Raw genomic sequence first — 19551 nt, forward strand, 5'->3', positions numbered from 1 at the left:
GGGCGCCCGTGCGCTCCGCCCGCACCGTCGCACCGTTGTTGTCAGAGTGTCAACAAGGATCGCCCGACGGCCCTAGCCTGACGGGCGTGGAGATTGTCGCGGGCTGCGCCGTCGAGCGCACCGGTTCGGGTGAGCCGCTCGTCCTCCTGCACGGCATCGGCAGCCGCCGCCAGATCTGGGACCCGCTGCTGCCGGGCCTGACCGGGGTGCGCGACGTCGTCGCCGTGGACTTCCCGGGGTTCGGCGCGGCGGCCGACCTGCCGTCCGCGGCGGGCCGGTTCGCGGCCGGCTCGGTCGAGGCGCTCGCGGACGCCGTCGAGGCGGTTTGTGCGGCGCTCGACGTCGACCGGCCGCACGTCGCCGGCAACTCGATGGGCGGCGCGGTCGCCCTGGAGCTGGGCCGCCGCGGCGCCGCCCGGTCCGTCACCGCGTTCTCGCCGGCCGGCTTCTGGGGCCGCGGCGGTCTCGCCTGGTGCCGCGGCCTCATCACCGGTGCCCGCGGGCTCGGCGGCGCGGTGCCTTCCGGGCTCGTCCGCACGCTCGCCGCGAACCCGGTCGCTCGGCCGCTCGTCTTCGGGCCGTTCTCGGCGCACCCCCGCCGGACCGGTCCGGACGGCCTCGCCGCGGACGCCGCCGCCCTCGTCGCGGCGTCCGGCTACGCCGACTCGGCGCGGGCGTTCGCCCGCCTGTCGTGGGCCGCTGTGCTCGGCCCGGACGGCGAGGGCCCGGGCGGGCTCGCCCGGACCCCCGTCGTCGTCGCGTGGGGCACCCGCGACCTCGTGCTGCCCTACCGGCCGCAGGCGGGCCGGGCCCGCGCGCTGCTGCCGACGGCGGTGCACGTCCCGCTGCCGTCCTGCGGGCACATCCCCTTCGCCGACGACCCGCAGGCCTGCCTCGGCGCGCTCTTCCGCGCCTCGGCCCGGGCCTGACGGGCGGCTCAGCCGCTCTGCGCGGCAGCGGTGCCGCGCAGGACCGCCGACATCTTCTTCCCCCGGGCGAGCTCGTCGACGAGCTTGTCGAGGTAGCGGATCTTCTGCATGAGCGGGTCCTCGATCTCCTCGACCCGGTGGCCGCAGATCACGCCCGTGATGAGCGACGCCTGCGGGCTGAACGCGGGCGCGTCGGCGAAGAAGGTCTCCATGTCGACCTCGTCGGCGAGCACCTTCGCCAGGCCGGCGGCGTCGTAGCCGGTCAGCCACTCGATGACCTCGTCGACCTCGGCCCGGCTGCGGTTCTTCCGCTCGGCCTTCGCGACGTAGTGCGGGTAGATGCTCGCGAAGCTCGTCCCGAAGATCCGGTGCCCTGCCACGGTCTGGCTCCTGCCTCGTCGTCCGTCCGACCCGTCGTGCGGTGCCTATTTCACCTCACGGCGGGACAGGACGGCGAGCCCCACGGCGAGCGGGAGGGCGACCCACAGCGCGTTCGAGGTCGCGAGGTGCGCCCACTCCGTGCCGGTCATCGCCCCCCGGACGAGGATCTCGCCGGACGACGACGGGTCGAGCCACGGTCCGATCCGGCGCAGCCCGGGGGTGAGGTTCGCGACGAACACCCAGCCGACGGGCAGCACGAAGTACGCCGAGACGGCCAGCGCCGGGCTCGACAGCAGCAGGCCGAACGCGATGCCCTGGAGCACGGCGAGCAGCAGCGAGAGCGCGAAGCCGCCGAGCGATGCCCAGGCCGGCGACCAGTCCGCCGGGACGTCCCGGGTGAGCACCGCGATCCCGTGCGCGGCGGCCCCGAGGGCGACAGCGACCGCGAGCCCGAGGGCGGCCCACCAGGACGCCGCGACGACCTTGGCGGCGACGACCCGCCACCGCCGCGGCTCGACGGCGTACGTGACGAGCGCCGTCCGCTGCGAGGTCTCGGCGGTCACCGTGAGGATCCCGAGCACCGGGTAGAGCAGGAGCAGCACGGTGCTCGTCACCGCGACGAGCATCCCGAACGTGAGGTCGCCCGGTTCGCCGAAGCGCAGCACGAGCCCGAGGGCGACGGCGACGAGCGCCGCGATGGTCACGAGGAGCCAGCGGCCGGAGCGGGTGTCGACGACCTTGCGCGACTCCAGCCGGACGAGCCGGGCGAACGGCACACCGGGCGCTCCTGCGAGGTCGGGGATCGGAGCCGGGCCGGGCGTCACTGTCACGCTGCCGGCGGTCGTCGCGGTGCTCATGCCGCCACCGCCGATCGGTCGGCGCTGCCGGTGAGCTCCAGGAAGAGCTGCTCGAGCCGGGCGCCCTGCGCGGGGCGCAGGTCCGTGACGAGCAGGGCGGCGTCCAGGGCGACCCGGGCGACCCGCTCGCCGTCCGCGTCGACGGAGACGGCGTCCCCGTCGACCCCGCGGACGACGAGCCCGGCACGGGTCAGCGCCTCCGCCAGGCGGGCCGGCTCCGGGGTGGTCGCGACCGAGCCGGTGCCGGCCAGCAGCGCGGTTTTGGTGCCCTGCGCGACGATCCGGCCGCGGCCGATGAGGACGAGCTCGTCGGCGACGAGCTCGACCTCGTGGAGCAGGTGCGAGGAGAGCAGGACCGTCCGGCCCTGCGCGGCGAGGCCGGCGAGCAGCGTGCGCATCCAGTGGATGCCCTGCGGGTCGAGGCCGTTCGCCGGCTCGTCGAGGACGAGCACCTGCGGGTCGGGCAGCAGGGCCTGCGCGATCCCGAGCCGCTGCCGCATGCCGAGCGAGTAGTGCCGCACCCGGCGGCGTGACTCGTCGGCGGTGAGCCCGACGAGGTCGAGCATCTCGTCGACCCGGGTGCGGGGCCGGCCCGCGGCGATCGCCGCGAGCGTGAGGATCTCCCGGCCGGTGCGGCCGGCGTGCTGGGCGGCGGCGTCGAGCAGGGTGCCGACGTGCGCGGCCGGGGTCGGCAGGTCCCGGTAGGCGCGCCCGAGCACGGTGACCCGCCCGGACGTCGGCGGGGTGAGGCCGCAGACCATCCGCAGCGCGGTGGACTTGCCGGCCCCGTTCGGGCCGAGGAAGCCGGTGACGACCCCCGGCCGGGCCTCGAAGGTGACGTCGTCGACGGCGGTGAACCCGCCGTAGCGCTTCGTGAGGTTCTCGAGTCGGATCATGCGACGAGCCTCGCCGCCGGGCCGGGGGCACGGGCACCGCCGGACGGCGACGGGACGGCGTCGAAGGTCGGGCGCGGGGTCGACCTTCGGCGGTGCCGGGGCCGCCGGGGGCGCTCCTACGCTGGCGGCATGACCGCACCCGCGAGCCTGCCCGGGCAGCCCCCGCTGACCCACTGGGGCCACACGTGGCGGGTCCTCGTGGCGGCGCTCTTCGGCCTCGTCTCGCTCCTTCTCGTGTTCGTCGAGATGCCGGACCCGGACCGCCTCTCCGACCGGCTCTCGCTGCTCCTCGTCGTGGACGTGGTCGTCCTCGGTCCGCTCTGCCTGGGGCTGCTGCTCCTGCACCGTCGGTTCCCGCTGCCCGTCGCGATCGTGACGAACCTCGTCGGTGCCCTCTCCGCGGTCGCCGGAGCCGTCGGGATGGTCACGCTCGTGTCGATCGCCACCCGTCGCCGGTGGCGGGAGATCGTCCCCGTCTCGGTGCTGTCCGTCGCGAGCGGGATGGTCTTCGAGCGGCTCTACCCGCAGCGAGAGCCTCTGCCCTGGTGGGCGACGCTGCCCCTGCTGGTCGCCCTCGTCGCCGGGTTCGTCGCCTGGGGTCTCTACCTCGGCACCCGGCGCGAGCTCGTCGAGTCGTGGCGGCTGCGCGCCGAGGCGGCCGACCGGGAGCAGACCGTCGCCGCCGAACGGGCCCGCGAGGCCGAGCGCGCCCGGATCGCCCGCGAGATGCACGACGTCCTCGCGCACCGGCTCTCGCTCGTCTCGATGCACGCCGGGGTGCTCGCCTTCCGGGCCGACCTGGAGCCCGGTGAGGTGCGTGCCGAGGCCCGGGTCATCGCGGACGCCTCCCGGCAGGCCCTCGACGAGCTGCGCGGCGTGCTCGGGGTGCTGCGCGACAGCGACGCCGGCCGGCCGCCGCAGCCGACCGTCGCCGACCTCGCCGACCTCGTCGAGCAGGCCCGCACGGCGGGCCCGGTCGCTCTGGAGCGACGGCTGGACGGCGAGCCGCCCGCGCCGCTCGGCCGGCACGTGTACCGCGTCGTGCAGGAGGCCCTGACGAACGCCCGCAAGCACGCCCCGGGCGCCGCGGTGACCGTGCGGGTCACCGGCCGCCCCGGCGACGACCTCGAGGTCGAGGTCCGCAACGGCGCCCCGCTCGTCGTGGCGGTCGGGGCCGGGTCGCCGGGCGGCTCCGGGCTGGGGCTCGTCGGCCTCGCGGAGCGGGCCTCGCTCGCCGGTGGTCGGATGGAGTCCGGGCGGACGGCGGACGGCGGCTGGTCGCTGCGGGTGCTGCTGCCGTGGCCGGCGACGGAGGACGATGACTGACGGGGAGAACGGCGGGACCGCCGAGCGGGTGCGGGTGCTCGTCGTGGACGACGACCCGCTCGTCCGCTCGGCGCTGCGGCTCGTGCTCGGCGCCGACCCCCGGGTCGAGCTCGTCGGCGAGGCGGCCGACGGCGTCGAGGCCCGGGCCGCGGCGGCGTCGCTGCACCCGGACGTCGTCCTCATGGACGTCCGGATGCCCCGAGAGGACGGCATCACCGCCACCGCTCACCTGGTGGCCGGGCCCCGGCCGCCCGCGGTCGTCGTCCTCACGACCTTCGACGCCGACGAGACGGTGCTCGCGGCGGTCCGGGCGGGCGCGAGCGGCTTCCTCCTCAAGGACACCCCGCCGGAGCAGATCCTCGCCGCGGTGCACCGGGTGCACGCCGGGGAGCCGATGCTCTCGCCGTCCGTGACGCGCACCGTGATGGCCGCCGTCGCGGCCGCGGGCGGCTCCGCGCGCGGCGACGCGGCCCGCGCCCGGCTCGAGGGGCTCGGGGAGCGCGAGCGCCAGGTCGCCGTCGCGATCGGCCGCGGCCTGACGAACGCCGAGATCGCTGGCGAGCTCTACCTCTCGGTCGCCACGGTGAAGTCCTACGTGACCGCCCTGCTCGCCAAGCTCGACGCCGCGAACCGGGTCCAGATCGCGATCCGCGTCCACGATGCCGGCCTGCTCTGACCCTCCCCCTCCCACCCCCAGGAGTTACTAGCGCGTACGACCCAGAAATCGGGTCATACGCGCTAGTAACTCCGCGGGGCGGCGGTTGTTGACAGGTTGCCAACAAGCGGGTGATGCTTCGGGACGTAGCCGGGAGCAGTCGCGACGGAGGGACGCCCGAGATGGCAGTCGACACGCACGGAGCCGCCGCGCCCACGGGAGCGGGTCGCCGGGCGCCGGCGCCGCTCGCTGTCCGCTCGCCGTGGCGCACTCAGGAGCACGACGACCTCGCCGACCTCGCGCGGGCCTTCTTCACCAAGGAGGTCATGCCGCACGAGGAGCGCCTCCTCGCGCAGGGCCACCCCGACCGGGCGGACTACCTCGCGGCGGGCCGTCTCGGGCTGCTGTGCCCGTCGGTGCCTGAGGAGCTCGGCGGCGGGGGCGGCACGTTCGCGCACGAGGCGGTCGTCCTCGAGGAGCAGGTCCGCAGCGGTGAGTCGACCCTCGGGCTCGGGGTCCACAACGGGATCATCCCCGGCTACCTGCTCGCGTACGGCACCCCCGAGCAGCAGCAGCGCTGGCTGCCGGCGCTCTGCAGCGGCGAGCTGGTCGGCGCGATCGCGATGACCGAGCCGGGCGGCGGCTCCGACCTGCAGGCGCTGCGCACCCGCGCCGAGCGGGACGGCGACGAGTACGTCGTCACGGGCTCGAAGACGTTCATCACCAACGGGATCCTCGCCGACCTGCTCATCCTCGCGGTGAAGACCGACACCTCGGCCGGCGCCAAGGGCATCTCGCTGCTCGTCTGCGAGCTCGGGGACGACGTCCAGGGCTTCCGGCGCGGGCGCAAGCTCGACAAGCTCGGCCTGCAGGGCAACGACACCGCGGAGCTCTTCTTCGACGGGATGCGGGTGCCGGTGGCGAACCTGCTCGGGCCGGCCGAGGGGCTGGGCTTCGTCCAGATGATGCAGCAGCTGCCGCAGGAGCGGCTCGTCATCGGCGTCACCGCCGTCGCGGCGATGGAGCGCGCGGTCGAGCTGACCGTGGCGTACACGAAGGAGCGCCACGCCTTCGGCAAGCCGCTCTTCGAGCAGCAGAACACCCGGTTCGTGCTCGCCGAGTGCCTCGCGCTCGCGCGCTCCGGGCGCACGTTCGCCGACGACTGCGTCGTCCGCCATCTCGCCGGCGAGCTCGACGTCGCGACGGCGGCGCTGTCGAAGTTCCACCTCACCGACAGCCAGTGCACCGTCGTCGACAAGTGCCTGCAGCTGTTCGGCGGCTACGGCTACACGACCGAGTACCCGATCGCGCGGATGTACGCCGACGCCCGGGTGCAGAAGATCTACGCCGGGTCGAACGAGATCATGAAGGAGCTCGTCGCCCGTGCGCTCTGAGGCTCCAGAACCGTTCCGGAACAGGGAGAAGCGATGACCGAGGCCTACATCTACGACGCGCTGCGGACGCCGCGCGGCAAGGGCCGGGCGACCGGCTCCCTGCACGGGGTCAAGCCCGTGACGCTCGTCGTCGGGCTCATCGACGCGCTGCGCGAGCGCAACCCGGGCCTGGACACCGACCGGCTGGACGACGTCCTGCTCGGTGTCGTGTCCCCGGTCGGTGACCAGGGCGCGGACATCGCCCGGACGGCGGGGATCGCCGCCGGGCTGCCCGACACCGTCGGCGGCGTGCAGCTCAACCGGTTCTGCGCCAGCGGGTTGGAGGCGGTCAACCTCGCCGCGCAGAAGGTCCGCTCGGGCTGGGACCACCTCGTCGTCGCCGGCGGCATCGAGTCGATGTCCCGGGTGCCGATCGGCTCCGACGGCGGTGCCTGGGCGATGGACCCGGAGACGAACTACGACACCTCGTTCGTCCCGCAGGGCATCGGCGCCGACCTCATCGCGACCCTCGAGGGGTTCACCCGCGACGACGTCGACCTCTACGCGCTCGGCTCCCAGGAGCGGGCCGCGAAGGCCTGGGCGGGCGGGCACTTCGCGCGCTCGGTCGTCCCGGTCCGCGACCGCAACGGCCTGGAGATCCTCGCCCACGACGAGCACATGCGGCCCGAGACGACGATCGAGGGCCTCGGCAACCTGCCGCCCGCGTTCGCCGCGATGGGGGAGATGGGCGGCTTCGACGCCGTCGCGCTCCAGAAGTACCACTGGGTCGAGAAGATCGGCCACGTCCACACCGCGGGCAACTCCTCGGGCATCGTCGACGGCGCCGCGCTCGTCCTCGTCGGCAGCGAGCAGGTCGGCGCCGACCTCGGGCTCACCCCGCGGGCCCGCGTCGTCGCGACCGCCGTGAGCGGCGCCGACCCGACGATCATGCTCACCGGCCCGACGCCCGCCAGTCGCAAGGCGCTCGCGACGGCCGGCCTCACGGTCGACGACATCGACCTCTTCGAGATCAACGAGGCGTTCGCGTCCGTCGTCCTGAAGTTCACCAAGGACCTCGGGCTCGACCCGGAGAAGGTCAACGTCAACGGCGGGGCCATCGCCATGGGCCACCCGCTCGGCGCGACGGGCGCGATGCTCGTCGGCACCGTCGTCGACGAGCTCGAGCGCCGGGACGCGCGCCGGGCCCTGGTCACCCTGTGCATCGGCGGCGGCATGGGCGTCGCCACCATCATCGAGAGGGTCTGAGACGTGACGCAGCACGACGGCTCCACCCACGGCAGCAGCCAGGACAGCCCCGCGATCCGCTGGGAGCAGGGTGAGGACGGCGTCGTCGTCCTCACCCTCGACGACCCGGGCCAGTCCGCGAACACGATGAACGACACCTACCGCCGGTCGATGGCGGCCACGGTGGCCCGGCTCGAGGCCGGGCGCGACGGGATCACCGGCGTCGTCGTCACGAGCGCCAAGAAGACCTTCTTCGCCGGCGGAGACCTCAAGCTCATGGTCGGGGCGGGCCCGGCGGACGCCGCCGCGCTCACCGAGAGCGTCGACGCCATGAAGGCCGTGCTCCGCCGCCTCGAGCGGCTCGGGAAGCCCGTCGTCGCGGCGCTCAACGGGTCCGCGCTCGGCGGCGGCCTGGAGATCGCGCTCGCGTGCCACCACCGGGTCGCGCTCGACAACCCGAAGGCCCGGTTCGGCTTCCCCGAGGTGACCCTCGGGCTGCTGCCCGGCGCGGGCGGCGTGACCCGCACGGTGCGGATGTTCGGCATCGCGAACGCCCTCATGTCCGTCCTGCTCGAGGGCAAGCAGCTGCGGCCGGAGCAGGCGAAGGAGGTCGGGCTCGTCGACGAGGTCGTCGCGACGCCCGAGGAGATGATGGCCGCGGCCCGCGCGTGGATCGCGGCGAACCCGGCACCGTCCCAGCCCTGGGACGTCAAGGGCTTCCGGATCCCCGGCGGGACGCCGTCCACCCCCTCGTTCGCGGCGAACCTGCCCGCGTTCCCGGCGAACCTGCGCAAGCGGCTCAAGGGGGCGCCGATGCCGGCCCCGAAGGCGATCCTCGCCGCTGCCGTCGAGGGCGCCCAGGTCGACGTCGACACCGCGCTCGCCATCGAGACCCGCTACCTCGTCGAGCTGCTCTGCGGCCAGGTGTCGACGAACATGATCAAGGCGTTCTTCTTCTCGATGCAGTCGATCGCCGGCGGTGCGAGCCGGCCGAACGGCGTGCCGCAGCGCCCCGTCCGCAAGGTCGTCGTCCTCGGCGCCGGGATGATGGGCGCCGGGATCGCGTACGTGAGCGCCCAGGCCGGGATCGAGGTCGTCCTCAAGGACGTGACGCCCGAGTCCGCCGCGAAGGGCAAGGCCTACAGCGAGAAGCTCCTCGCCAAGGCGGTCCAGCGCGGCCGGACGACGCAGGAGGCGGCGGACGCCGTCCTCGCCCGGATCCACCCGACGGCCGACATGGCGGACGCCGCCGGCTGCGACCTCGTCGTCGAGGCCGTCTTCGAGGACCCGGCCCTGAAGAAGACCGTCCTCGCGGAGGTCGAGAAGGTCGTCGCCCCGGACGCGCTCATCGCCTCGAACACCTCGACGCTGCCCATCACGGACCTCGCGACCGGTGTCCAGCGGCAGGGCGACTTCATCGGGCTGCACTTCTTCTCGCCCGTCGACAAGATGCCGTTGCTCGAGATCGTCGTCGGGGCCTCGACCGGTGACGAGGCGCTCGCCCGCGCGTTCGACTACGCGCAGCAGATCCGCAAGACGCCGATCGTCGTCAACGACTCGCGCGGCTTCTTCACGAGCCGGGTCATAGGCCGCCTCATGGACGAGGCGGTCGCGATGGTCGCCGAGGGCGTGCACCCGCAGTCGGTCGAGCAGGCGGCACTGCAGGCCGGCTACCCGACCGGGCCGCTCGCGCTCGCCGACGAGGTGAGCCTGACGCTCATGCAGCACATCCGGTCGCAGACCGAGAAGGCCGCTGCGGCAACGGGTTCCGCCGTCGCCGACAGCCCCTCGAAGGCCGTCGTCGACCGGCTCGTCGCGCTCGGCCGGCCCGGCCGCGCCGGGAGGGCCGGGTTCTACGAGTACGGCGAGGACGGCGCGCGGCTGCGGCTGTGGCCCGGGCTCTTCGCCGAGTTCGGCGCGAACGCGGGTGCACGGACGGCGGAGGAGGCGACGAACGGCGTGCCGTTCGGCGACCTCCAGGAGCGGATGCTCTTCGCCGAGGCCGTGGACGCCGTCCGGTGCCTCGACGAGGGCGTGCTCCGGACCAAGGAGGAGGGCGACATCGGGTCGATCCTCGGCATCGGCTTCCCGGCGTGGACCGGCGGCGTCCTGCAGTACGTCGAGGGCTACGCCGGCGGCGTCGCCGGGTTCGTCGCCCGGGCCCGCGAGCTCAAGGCGGCGTACGGCGCGCGGTTCGCCCCGCCCGCCTCGCTCGTCGCCCGGGCGGAGCAGGAGTCCGTGGCAGCAGGTGTTGCGTGACCTCTGACGACACACCCGGTGCGGGCGGCCCGCCGGCCGGCGGGCCGCTCGCCGGGCTCCGGGTCGTCGAGCTCGCCGGGATCGGTCCGGCGCCGTTCGGCTGCATGGTCCTGGGGGACCTCGGCGCGGACGTCGTCCGGGTCGACCGGGCGGGCGGCACGTTCCTGCCGGACCCGTTCGGGCGCAACCGGCGCCGGACGGAGGTCGACCTCAAGTCGCCGGCCGGGGCGGCCGCCGTCCTCGACCTCGCGGCGGCGGCCGACGTCCTCGTCGACCCGTTCCGGCCGGGCGTCGCCGAGCGGCTCGGCATCGGCCCGCAGCAGTGCCTGGCCCGCAACCCCGGGCTCGTCTACGCCCGGATGACCGGCTGGGGCCAGGACGGCCCGCTCGCCCCGCGGGCCGGGCACGACATCGACTACATCGCCCTCGCCGGTGCGCTCGAGCCGTTGCGTCGCAACGGCTCCGCGCCGCAGGCGCCGATCAACCTCGTCGGCGACTTCGGCGGCGGCGGGATGCTCCTCGTCGTCGGGGTGCTCGCCGCCCTGCACGAGCGCAGCGTCTCCGGCCGCGGCCAGGTCGTCGACGCGGCGATGGTCGACGGTGCGTCGCTGCTCATGACGTTCGTCCACGGCCTGCGCGCCGCCGGCTTCTGGAGCCGGCCGCCGGGGGAGAACCTCCTCGACGGCGGCGTCCCCTGGTACGACACGTACGCGACGTCGGACGGCGGCTGGGTCGCCGTCGGCGCCCTCGAACCGCAGTTCTTCGCGCTGCTCATGACGACGCTCGGGCTCGACGGCGAGGGCCTGACCCAGTCCGACCCGAAGACCTGGCCCGCGATGCGCGCCCGGTTCACCGAGGTCTTCGCGAGCCGCTCCCGCGACGAGTGGGCCGACGTCTTCGCCGGCAGCGACGCGTGCGTGAGCCCGGTCCTCACGCCGTGGGAGGCGCGGTCCCACCCGCACCACGTCGCCCGCGACGCGTTCGTCGACCTCGACGGCGTCGTCCAGCCCGCACCGGCCCCGCGCTTCGACCGCACCCCCGCACCGTCACCCGTGCCGCCGTCCAAGACCCCGCACGTCGACGCCGCCGACGTCGTCGCCGAGTGGTCCCGCACGACCTGACGCCGCTCCGCCCCTCAGCCCGCGATCTTCGCCAGGATCGCCGCGACCTGCGCCGGCATCGACGCGAACGGCGAGTGCGACGACTCGAGCGTGTGCACGGTCCCGGCGCGCGCCGACATCGCCTGCTGGGCCGGGTAGGGGATCGCCTGGTCCTGGGTGCAGGCGACGTAGGTGCTCGGGACCTCGTGCCAGGCCGCCCCGGTCTGCGGCGCCATGAACGCCGCGATCGACTGCGGCCGCAGCCGGCCGAGCCAGTCCGCCGCGAGCGCGGGGTCGACGTCCGCGTACGCGACCTGGACGCCGACCGCCGGGTCGACGGTGATCGTCCCGTCCGCCTCGTCGACGACGAACCACGGGGGCGCCTGCCCGCCGACGGCCTGGAAGAGCGACTCCCCGGTGTCGAGCATGAACGCGCACAGGTAGACGAGGTGGGCGACGTCGGAGCGGCCCGCGGCGGCCTCGCTGACGACGACGCCGCCGTACGAGTGCCCGAGCAGCACCGTCGGGCCGGGGCGGGCATCGAGCGCGGCCCGGACGACGGCGACGTCGTCCGCGAGGGTCCCGTGGTCGCCGGCGCTCGGCAGGTCGACCGTCGCGACGTCGAGCCCGGCCGCGGCCAGGTGGGGGAGCAGCGGCTCCCAGCACCAGCTGCCGTGCCAGGCGCCGTGGACGAGCAGGACGTTGCGGGTCTGGGTCTCGTCGGACGACGTCATGACGTGCCTCCCGGTGGACGGGGCCGCGCCGTCGCGACCCACGGGTCCGCGGATCGTGCCACGGACCATGAGCGAGACGCAATGACTCTGTAGTGCGTGGTGGCGCGCTGCGCCGTCCGGGTGACGCCGGCGGCACGGCGCCGGTCACCGACCGCTACAGAGTCCGCCCGGAACGCCCGATAACCCCACCCGACGGGTGAAGGAGGGGCATGAGCGAGGGTGCACGCGTGGACGTCGGACCGACCGTCCCGCAGCTCGAGACCGTGCTCACGCAGGCGTGGCACGCCGCCGCCGAACGGGGCGGCGCCGCCGTCGCGCTCGCCGGCCGGCTGGGTCCCGCCGCGGAGCCGACGGCCGAGCACGAGACCCGGGACGTCCGCGTCGTCTGGGCCAACCCGGCCGCCCTCGAGCTCCTGGGCCTCGGGCAGGGTGAGCTCGACGACGTCCTCCTCCTCGACGCCGCGCCCCGGCACCAGCGCGGCCAGGCGTGGCCTCTCGTCGCCGCGTCGCTGCTGCGCGGCACCGGCGGCCAGGGCATCGGCGTCGTCCGCCGCCCCGACGAGTCGACCCGGCGGGTCCAGGTCCAGGTCGTCCCGCTCCAGGGCGGCTGGCTCGTGACGCTCACGGCCCACGTCGACGACGCGAAGGCCGCGCGGACGGCGGCCGCCGAGGCCGACCACCGCTTCCGGGCGCTGGCCGAGCACGCCCCGGTCGGGATCTTCCTCTCCGAGGCCGGGCTGCGCCTGGGCTACGTCAACGGTCCGTTCGCCGAGCTGCTCGGCACCGACACCGGTGCCCTCACCGGCACGGCCTGGGTCGACGCGATCCACCCCGACGACCGGACCGAGCTCCTCGAGGCGGTCCACGCCGTCCTCGCCGGCCAGGAGCGCGACCTGCGGGTCCGGCTCGCCGCGCCGGTCACCTCCCGGGTGCCGCAGCCGAACGACGGCCCGGACGACGCCGCACCGGGCACGGCCCCCGCCCGGTCCTCCCAGCGCTGGCTGCACCTGCGCCTGGCCCCCACGACGACCCCGTCGCGGGCCTCCGGCTTCGTCGGCACCGCCGAGGACGTCACGGTCCGCCGGGCCTGGGAGGAGCAGATGTCCTACCAGGCGCATCACGACCCGCTCACCGGGCTGGTCAACCGGCGCCGCCTCGTCGCCGTCCTCACCGAGCTGCTCTCGAGCCGGCGCGGCCACGACCGGGCGTTCGCCGTCCTGTTCTTCGACCTCGACGGCTTCAAGGAGGTCAACGACACGTACGGCCACGAGGCCGGCGACCGGGTCCTCATCGAGGTCGCCCGGCGGATGCAGCGCACGGCCCGCGACCAGGACGTCATCGCCCGGATCGCGGGCGACGAGTTCGTCGTCGTCCTGCGCCACGTCGGCAGCCCCGAGGAGGCGGAGGCCACCGGACGGCGGCACCTCGCCGCGCTCGCGGGCCCGCTCAAGGTGTCCGGCCGCGAGGTGCTCCTGTCGGCGAGCCTCGGGATCGCGATGCCCTCGCAGGTCGACACCCCCGAGACGCTGCTGCGCGCGGCGGACCGGGTCATGTACGACGCCAAGGCCGCCGGCTCGGGCGGGTACCGGATGGCGCACGCCACCACCGGACGCCCCGACGCGGCCGACGACGCCGAAGGGAGCACGCTGTGACCGTCGACGCCGTCGACACCCTCCTCGCGCGCCACGAGCAGCTGCCCGCCCGGGCCCAGGCTGCCGCGCGCGTGCTCCAGCTCTGCGACGACCCCGACACCTCGGCCCAGCAGCTCGCGCGGGCGATCGGCACCGACCCGGTCTTCGCCGCGAAGGTGCTGCGGGTCGCGAACTCCAGCTACTACGGGCTGTCCGGCCGGGTGAGCACGCTGCCCTTCGCCGTCTCGGTCGTCGGCTTCCAGACCGTGCGCAGCCTCGCGGTCGTCGCCGCGGCCGGGCTCGACGACCCGGACGCCACCCCGCACGGCTTCTGGGAGGGCGCGGCGCTCGCCGCCACCGCCGCGGAGGTCTTCGCACCGCTGCTCGAGGCGGACACCGGCGACGCCTTCTCCCTCGGCCTGCTGCACACGCTCGGCTCGGCGCTGCTCCACCAGCACCGCCCGCTCGGCCTGGTGTGCCTGCCGCAGCCGGACGACGTCGCGGCGCTCGCCGACGCCGAGGTCGCCGCCTACGGGACGACGCACGAGGTCGTCGGGGCGCGGGTGCTGTCCCTGTGGCACTTCCCGGACCGGGTCTGCACGCTCATCGCCCGCCACCACGACGCGCTGCTGCCCGACGCCGCGCCCCTGGAGCGGACCCTGCACGCGGCCCGCGCGGTCGCCGACAAGCTTCTGCGCGACGTCGCGCCCGACGTCACCGACCCGTCGATCGCCTGGCTCACCGACGGTCTCGTCACGCCCGACGAGCTGCCGGCGCTCTACGAGCGGGTCAGCAGCCGGGCCGCCGCCCTCCTCGACGGGCTCCAGACCCGCCGCTGACCCGCCGCTGACCCCGGCCCTGCCCGGCGCCGTCCTCGGCACGGCCTAGCCTTGCCGCCCATGGGGTCCGCGAGAGCTGTGCGCCCGCCGGGCGTGCCCGCGCGGCTCGCCGCGGCGGTGCTCGTCGTCGCCTGCATCGGCGGCTGCGGCGCCGTCACCGACCGCCTGCCGTGGCGCGCCTCGGCCGGCAGCAGCGGACCCGCGGCCGCGGGCGGGGCGGACGGCGTCCCCGCGGCCCCCGGGACCGCGCTCGCCGCCCTCGACGCCCTGCCCGTCGCACCGTTCCGTCTCGTCGACGGCTACGACCGCGACGCCTTCGGGCAGCGCTGGGCGGACGTCGACCGCAACGGCTGCGACACCCGCAACGACGTCCTGCGCCGCGACCTCGCGCAGGTCGGCCTCGACCCGCGGACCCGGGGCTGCGTCGTCCGCACCGGCCGGCTCACCGACCCGTACACGGGCGAGACGGTGGCGTTCGTCCGCGGCCCGCAGACGTCCCCGCTCGTCGAGATCGACCACGTCGTCGCACTCGCCGCCGCCTGGCGCACCGGCGCGTGGGACTGGCCGCCCCCGCGGCGTGAGGAGTTCGCCAACGACCCGCTCAACCTGCTCGCGACGAGCCGCGCCTCGAACCAGGGCAAGGCCGCCCTGGACGCCGCGGGCTGGCTGCCGCCGCGTGCGGCGTCCCGCTGCCCGTTCGTCGCCCGCCAGGTCGCCGTGAAGCGCCGCTGGGGCCTGACGGTCACCCCGCCGGAGCGGACGGCGATGCGGCGCGTCCTCGCGACCTGCCCGGGTGTACCTCTGCCCGGCTGACCGGGTGGGACCGGCCCGATGAGTCCGGCCGCCGCGTAGGGTCCCACCCGCAGACGACGTCGACACCGCAGGAGGAACGTGTGGCCCAGCTGCTGAGGGTGCAGAACTTCAACGTCACCGCCGACGGGGTCGGTGCGGGGGAGGACCAGAGCCTGGAACGGCCGTTCGGCCACCTCGACCCCGGCACGATGTTCGCCTGGGCCGGGGCCACCGCGAACTGGCCGAACCGCACCGAGCCCGGCGGCAGCCGCGGCCTCGACGACTACTTCACCCGCGACTTCGCGAACAACATCGGTGCCGAGATCATGGGCCGCAACAAGTTCGGGCCGCAGCGCGGGCCCTGGCAGGACCACGAGTGGCAGGGCTGGTGGGGCGACGAGCCGCCGTTCCACACGCCGGTGTTCGTGCTCACGCACCACCCGCGCCCGTCGATCACGCTCTCCGACACGACGTTCCACTTCGTCACCGGCGAGCCGGCCGACGTCCTCGAGCAGGCCCGGGAGGCGGCCGGGGGCAAGGACGTCCGGCTCGGGGGCGGGGTCAGGACCGTGCGGCAGTTCCTCGACGCGGACCTCGTCGACACCCTGCACGTGGCGGTCTCACCGATCACCGCCGGGTCGGGCCTGCGGCTGTGGGAGTCGCCGGACGACCTCATCGACAGGTTCCACCACGACGTCGTCCCGAGCCCGGGCGGCAGCGGTGTGGTGCACCACCTGTTCTGGCGGCGCTGACGCCCTGCGGGTCACTGCGAGGGGATGAGGCTGAACATCCCCTCCTCCTCCTGGACGTCGTGCAGCCGCAGCACCGCGTACAGCCCGTAGAGCAGCCGCTGAACCTCGACCGGGTCCGGGGCCTCTCCCGGCTCGAGCATCCGGCGCAGCCGCCAGACCTGGTGCGAGATCTCGGCGTGGGTCCGGCTCATCGCGCCGATCGGGTCGTCGCCGCCGAGGACCCGGGCGACGACCGGGTAGAGCCGTTCCTCCTCGCCGAGCTCGTGCGGCAGCAGCTCGGTCTCCAGCCGGCGCAGCAGGGTCTGGACCTCGTCGAGCCGGTCGGCGGCGCTGCCCGGTGCGACCCGGTCGGCGACCACGCGGACCTCCTCGACGATGCCGCGGACGGCGTCGTGCTCGGCGTGGAAGCCCGTCATGAGCTCGACGTCCGCGGGGGTGAGCCGGGCCGCGCCACGCCGGCGGGCGGGCAGCACGGCGCGCAGCGCGACGCCGATCGCCAGGACGTCGACGACCTCCTGGAGCAGCGCGCCCGCGGTCGGTGCGAGCAGGCCGGCCGCGGCGAACCCCATGGCGACGAGCGAGAGCCCCATCCCGACCCCGACCGCCTGGAAGGCGATCCGGCGCGAGCGCCGGGCGATCCCGACGGCCTCGGCGAGCCGGTCGACCCGGTCGACGGTGAGGACGACGTCGGCGGTCTCGCTGCTCGCGGTGGCCCCGCGGGCCGCGAGCGCGACGCCGACCCCGGCGGCGGCGAGCGCGGGGGCGTCGTTGACGCCGTCACCGACCATGACGGTGAGGCCGTGCCGGCTCTCCTCGCGGACGACGTCGAGCTTGCCCTGCGGGTCGGTCTCGGCGTGGACCGCGTCGACGCCGACGACCCGCCCGACGGACTGGGCGACGTCCTCCCGGTCGCCGGTGACGAGGACGACCCGCTCGAACCCCGCGCGCCGCAGCGCCCGGATCGTCCGCGGTGCGTCGGGCCGCATCGGGTCCTCGAGCAGGAGCGCCCCGGCCGGGACACCGGTGACCCCGACGAGGACGGCGGTCGTGCCGTCGAGCGCGGACCGGCGGCGGACCCGGCGGGCCCAGGCCGGCTCGTCCGGCGAGCCCGGTGCGCCGACGACCCAGGCCGCCTTGCCGACCCGGACCCGCAGTCCGTCGACGTCGCCCTCGATGCCGCTGCCGTGCCGCTCCTCGACGTCCGACGGGAGTGCGAGGGCCAGCCCCCGGCCGCGCCCGGCGCTGACGACGGCGTTGGCGAGCACGTGCGGCGACACCTGGTCCAGGCTCGCGGCCAGCCGCAGGAGCGTCGCGGCGTCCGGGGCGTCGGGCGCCGGCGGGTCCGCGAGGACGACGTCCCGCACGGTCGGGCGGCCGCGCGTCAGCGTGCCGGTCTTGTCGAGCAGGAGGACCCGCCCGGCGGCGAGCCGCTCCAGCGCGCCGCCGCCCTTGACGACGACCCCGCGCCTGGCCGCCTGCGAGAGCCCGGAGATGACGGCGATCGGGGCGGCGAGCAGCAGCGGGCAGGGGGTCGCGACGACGAGCACCGCGACGGCGCGCACGGGGTCGCCGGACAGGGCCCAGGCCGCGCCGGCGAGCGCGAGCGTCAGCGGCACGAACGCGACGGCCACCCGGTCCGCGGCACGCACGAACGGCGCGCTCGAGGCCTGCGCCTGCTCGACGAGGCGGACGATCCGCGCGTACGTCGAGTCGGCGGCCGCGGTGGACGCGACGAGCTCGAACGGCGATGCGGCGTTCACGGCGCCGCTGCGGACCTCGTCGCCCGCCACGTGGTCGACCTGGAGCGACTCTCCGGTGAGCGCGGACTCGTCGAGCGTCGCGACGGACACGGTGTGCCCGTCGACCGGCACGACCTCGCCCGGCCCGACGAGCAGGACGTCGCCCCGGACGACCTCCCCGACGCCGATCTCGACGAAGGTGACCCCCTCGTCGGGGTCGCTCCCGTCCGGGTCGCCGCCGGTGCGGCGGCGCGCCGTCCGGGGCGCGCGGGCCACGAGCAGGCTCAGCTCGCGACGGGCCCGGGCCTGGGCGCGCTGCTCGAGCAGCCGGCCGGAGGCGAGCATCCACGCGATGACGGCGCCGGCCAGCGGCTCGTCGACGGCGAGCGACCCGACGAGCGCGAGCACGGCGATGACGTCGACCCCGGGCTCGCGGCGGCGCAGCGACCCGGCGACCCACACCGTGGCGGCGACGAGGCCGACCGCTGCACCGGCGACCCACAGCGGGCTGGCGAGGAAGCCGGCGGCGACCGCTCCGGTCGTGACGGCGAAGAGCACCGCCTCGACGGACGGCACCCTCCGGCGGGGGTGCGGCGCGCGGGGGTCCATGCTCCAAAGCCTGCGCCCCGGACGCCCCGCCGCCGGGGACGTAGGTCGCCCCGGCCGTGCTGTGAGAGCGCCCACGACGGGCCCTGGGTCCCGGGTGACCGGCTGCCCGCTGACCGATGCTTCTTGTGGCCGCCCGCATCGACGCGGGGGCCACCCGCAGACGCGGGACGCCCGGGGACGCACCGGGCGACGACCGCGGGACCGACCGCGGACACGAGATCTCCGAGGGTGATAGATCCATGACAGCGACGACGAAGACCTGCGAGGAGCAGCTCTGCTCGGTGTGCCACTGCACCGGCGAGGGCTGCGACGGGACCGTCTGCCACGGTCTCGACGCCGACTGATCACCGCTCACCGCGGACGCACGCCAGGGCCGCCGGACGCCGAGTGCGTCCGGCGGCCCTCCGCCGTCCCGGGCTGACGGTGCTGGTACGGCCGGCCTGAGCACCAGGTCCCGCCCGCGTCATGATCCGTTGCGGGACAATGGGTACGGAGGCGAGTTCCATGACATCGACCGTCCAGCTCGGCCTGCCGGACCTGCTCGCGCTCGTCGAGCGCGCGAACCTGGCACCCTCCCCGCGCAACGTCCAGCCCTGGCGCTGGACCGTCCGCGACGGTGGCGCCGAGCTCGGGCTCGCGTGCGACGACGCGCGCGTCCTGCCCGTGAGCGACCCCGGCGGCCGCGAGGCGGTCATGGCCTGCGGCGCCGCCCTGTTGACGTTCCGGGTCGCCGCGGCGCGCGAACAGCTCGGGGTGGACGTCGACCCGCTGCCGGACCCGGCGCACCCGGACGTGCTCGCCACCATCCGCCTCGCCGACCACCCCGTCGACGCCGAGTTCGCCGTCCTCGACGCGGCCGTCCCGGTGCGCCGCACCTGGCACGGCCCGATGCGCGCCGAACAGGTGCCGGAGCCGCTGCGCGACCGGCTGGCCGCCGAGGCCCACGCCGAGGGCGCCCGGCTCGTCGAGATCCCGGCCGGGGCGCGGGACGCGGTCGCGCGGCTCGTCGCCGGCGCGGACGCCGAGCGCGGCCTCGACGGGCGCTGGCGGGCCGAGCAGGCGCGCTGGGTGCGTCCGCGGTGGCGCCGCGACGGCGTCCCGGCGTCCGTCGCGACCGTCGTCCCGGCCCGGCTGGCGGTCCGCTACCTCGACCTCGGCGGGTACGTCGGCGCGCAGGACGCCGCACTCGTCCGGGCGGCGCCGATGCTCGCCGTCCTCGCGACCCCGGGGGAGGACCGCGCGAGCTGGCTCGCCGCGGGGCAGGCCCTGCAGCGGGTGCTCCTCGTCGCCGCCGAGCACGGGCTGGCCACGGGCTTCGCGAACAGCGTCTGCGAGGACCCGGCCCGCCGGACGGCGCTCGCGGCGATGCTCGGCGACGGGCTGCACCCGCAGGCGGTGCTGCGGCTGGGCCGGCGCCCCGGCGCGGCCGCAGCA

17 protein-coding genes are annotated in these 19551 nt (G+C 75.6%); 12 read left to right on the forward strand and 5 right to left on the reverse strand.

Going from position 1 to position 19551, the window contains the following annotated elements:
• Positions 1-86 precede the first annotated feature (86 nt).
• Entirely contained in the window at positions 87-929 is an 843-nt protein-coding gene (locus EDJALFJO_RS16670; RefSeq protein WP_198950375.1) for an alpha/beta fold hydrolase, read from the forward strand.
• 8 nt (positions 930-937) lie between these two features.
• Here the strand turns inward: EDJALFJO_RS16670 and EDJALFJO_RS16675 are convergent, their stop codons facing one another.
• The 3 genes from EDJALFJO_RS16675 to EDJALFJO_RS16685 are packed head-to-tail and all read right to left on the reverse strand — an operon-like array spanning position 938 to position 3063.
• Entirely contained in the window at positions 938-1309 is a 372-nt protein-coding gene (locus EDJALFJO_RS16675; RefSeq protein WP_088287253.1) for a DUF2200 domain-containing protein, read from the reverse strand.
• Between the two features lie 45 nt (positions 1310-1354).
• The gene (locus tag EDJALFJO_RS16680; protein WP_088287255.1) at positions 1355-2167 is read right to left on the reverse strand and encodes an ABC transporter permease; all 813 of its coding nucleotides are present in this window, start codon (positions 2165-2167) and stop codon (positions 1355-1357) included.
• Positions 2164-3063, reverse strand: coding sequence for an ABC transporter ATP-binding protein (locus EDJALFJO_RS16685; RefSeq protein WP_088287257.1), 900 nt, complete (start codon positions 3061-3063; stop codon positions 2164-2166). The genes EDJALFJO_RS16680 and EDJALFJO_RS16685 overlap by 4 nt, the downstream gene beginning before the upstream one ends.
• 129 nt (positions 3064-3192) lie before the next feature.
• On the opposite strand from EDJALFJO_RS16685, the gene EDJALFJO_RS16690 reads away from it, so the two are divergent.
• From EDJALFJO_RS16690 to EDJALFJO_RS16715, 6 genes are all read left to right on the forward strand, one after another.
• Positions 3193-4389 (forward strand): sensor histidine kinase, encoded by a 1197-nt coding sequence (locus EDJALFJO_RS16690; protein ID WP_088287259.1) that lies wholly within the window; start codon positions 3193-3195, stop codon positions 4387-4389.
• The gene (locus EDJALFJO_RS16695) at positions 4382-5065 is read left to right on the forward strand and encodes a response regulator transcription factor (protein ID WP_088287261.1); all 684 of its coding nucleotides are present in this window, start codon (positions 4382-4384) and stop codon (positions 5063-5065) included. Before EDJALFJO_RS16690 ends, EDJALFJO_RS16695 begins: the two co-directional genes overlap by 8 nt.
• 161 nt (positions 5066-5226) lie before the next feature.
• Complete coding sequence (locus tag EDJALFJO_RS16700) at positions 5227-6438, forward strand: acyl-CoA dehydrogenase family protein (RefSeq protein ID WP_088287263.1); 1212 nt, start codon at positions 5227-5229, stop codon at positions 6436-6438.
• Positions 6439-6471: 33 nt separating this feature from the next.
• Positions 6472-7683 (forward strand): acetyl-CoA C-acetyltransferase, encoded by a 1212-nt coding sequence (locus EDJALFJO_RS16705; RefSeq protein WP_088287265.1) that lies wholly within the window; start codon positions 6472-6474, stop codon positions 7681-7683.
• Positions 7684-7686: 3 nt separating this feature from the next.
• Positions 7687-9921, forward strand: coding sequence for a 3-hydroxyacyl-CoA dehydrogenase NAD-binding domain-containing protein (locus EDJALFJO_RS16710; RefSeq protein ID WP_233149898.1), 2235 nt, complete (start codon positions 7687-7689; stop codon positions 9919-9921).
• A complete protein-coding gene (locus tag EDJALFJO_RS16715) occupies positions 9918-11042 on the forward strand; it encodes a CaiB/BaiF CoA-transferase family protein (protein WP_088287267.1) in 1125 nt (374 codons plus the stop codon). Before EDJALFJO_RS16710 ends, EDJALFJO_RS16715 begins: the two co-directional genes overlap by 4 nt.
• Before the next feature lie 14 nt (positions 11043-11056).
• Here the strand turns inward: EDJALFJO_RS16715 and EDJALFJO_RS16720 are convergent, their stop codons facing one another.
• Positions 11057-11755 (reverse strand): alpha/beta fold hydrolase, encoded by a 699-nt coding sequence (locus EDJALFJO_RS16720; RefSeq protein ID WP_088287295.1) that lies wholly within the window; start codon positions 11753-11755, stop codon positions 11057-11059.
• Positions 11756-11964: 209 nt separating this feature from the next.
• Between EDJALFJO_RS16720 and EDJALFJO_RS16725 the strand changes: the two genes are divergently transcribed.
• From EDJALFJO_RS16725 to EDJALFJO_RS16740, 4 genes are all read left to right on the forward strand, one after another.
• Positions 11965-13407: a sensor domain-containing diguanylate cyclase gene (locus EDJALFJO_RS16725; protein WP_088287269.1), complete on the forward strand. Its 1443-nt coding sequence runs from the start codon at positions 11965-11967 to the stop codon at positions 13405-13407.
• Complete coding sequence (locus tag EDJALFJO_RS16730) at positions 13404-14225, forward strand: HDOD domain-containing protein (RefSeq protein WP_088287271.1); 822 nt, start codon at positions 13404-13406, stop codon at positions 14223-14225. The genes EDJALFJO_RS16725 and EDJALFJO_RS16730 overlap by 4 nt, the downstream gene beginning before the upstream one ends.
• A gap of 60 nt (positions 14226-14285) precedes the next feature.
• Positions 14286-15038: an HNH endonuclease family protein gene (locus EDJALFJO_RS16735; RefSeq protein WP_088287273.1), complete on the forward strand. Its 753-nt coding sequence runs from the start codon at positions 14286-14288 to the stop codon at positions 15036-15038.
• Positions 15039-15118: 80 nt separating this feature from the next.
• Positions 15119-15769 carry a dihydrofolate reductase family protein gene (locus EDJALFJO_RS16740; protein WP_088287275.1) on the forward strand — a complete coding sequence of 217 codons (651 nt, stop codon included), beginning with the start codon at positions 15119-15121 and terminating at the stop codon, positions 15767-15769.
• Positions 15770-15780: 11 nt separating this feature from the next.
• On the opposite strand, the gene EDJALFJO_RS16745 is transcribed toward EDJALFJO_RS16740, so the two are convergent.
• Positions 15781-18117 (reverse strand): heavy metal translocating P-type ATPase, encoded by a 2337-nt coding sequence (locus EDJALFJO_RS16745; protein ID WP_088287277.1) that lies wholly within the window; start codon positions 18115-18117, stop codon positions 15781-15783.
• Between the two features lie 504 nt (positions 18118-18621).
• On the opposite strand from EDJALFJO_RS16745, the gene EDJALFJO_RS16755 reads away from it, so the two are divergent.
• Positions 18622-19551 (forward strand): nitroreductase (locus EDJALFJO_RS16755; RefSeq protein WP_088287281.1); only part of this gene is annotated, 930 nt, incomplete at its 3' end.

The organism is Kineosporia sp. A_224, from assembly GCF_002198655.1.
Classification (GTDB): Bacteria; Actinomycetota; Actinomycetes; order Actinomycetales; family Kineosporiaceae; genus R-H-3.

Bases quoted from the DNA above. Each gene is read 5' to 3' on its own strand.
- EDJALFJO_RS16695 (WP_088287261.1), top strand. From the start codon at position 4,382: ATGACTGACGGGGAGAACGGCGGGACCGCCGAGCGGGTGCGGGTGCTC.
- EDJALFJO_RS16735 (WP_088287273.1), top strand. From the start codon at position 14,286: ATGGGGTCCGCGAGAGCTGTGCGCCCGCCGGGCGTGCCCGCGCGGCTC.
- EDJALFJO_RS16720 (WP_088287295.1), bottom strand. From the start codon at position 11,755: ATGACGTCGTCCGACGAGACCCAGACCCGCAACGTCCTGCTCGTCCAC.
- EDJALFJO_RS16700 (WP_088287263.1), top strand. From the start codon at position 5,227: ATGGCAGTCGACACGCACGGAGCCGCCGCGCCCACGGGAGCGGGTCGC.
- EDJALFJO_RS16745 (WP_088287277.1), bottom strand. From the start codon at position 18,117: ATGGACCCCCGCGCGCCGCACCCCCGCCGGAGGGTGCCGTCCGTCGAG.
- EDJALFJO_RS16725 (WP_088287269.1), top strand. From the start codon at position 11,965: ATGAGCGAGGGTGCACGCGTGGACGTCGGACCGACCGTCCCGCAGCTC.
- EDJALFJO_RS16685 (WP_088287257.1), bottom strand. From the start codon at position 3,063: ATGATCCGACTCGAGAACCTCACGAAGCGCTACGGCGGGTTCACCGCC.
- EDJALFJO_RS16705 (WP_088287265.1), top strand. From the start codon at position 6,472: ATGACCGAGGCCTACATCTACGACGCGCTGCGGACGCCGCGCGGCAAG.
- EDJALFJO_RS16690 (WP_088287259.1), top strand. From the start codon at position 3,193: ATGACCGCACCCGCGAGCCTGCCCGGGCAGCCCCCGCTGACCCACTGG.
- EDJALFJO_RS16680 (WP_088287255.1), bottom strand. From the start codon at position 2,167: ATGAGCACCGCGACGACCGCCGGCAGCGTGACAGTGACGCCCGGCCCG.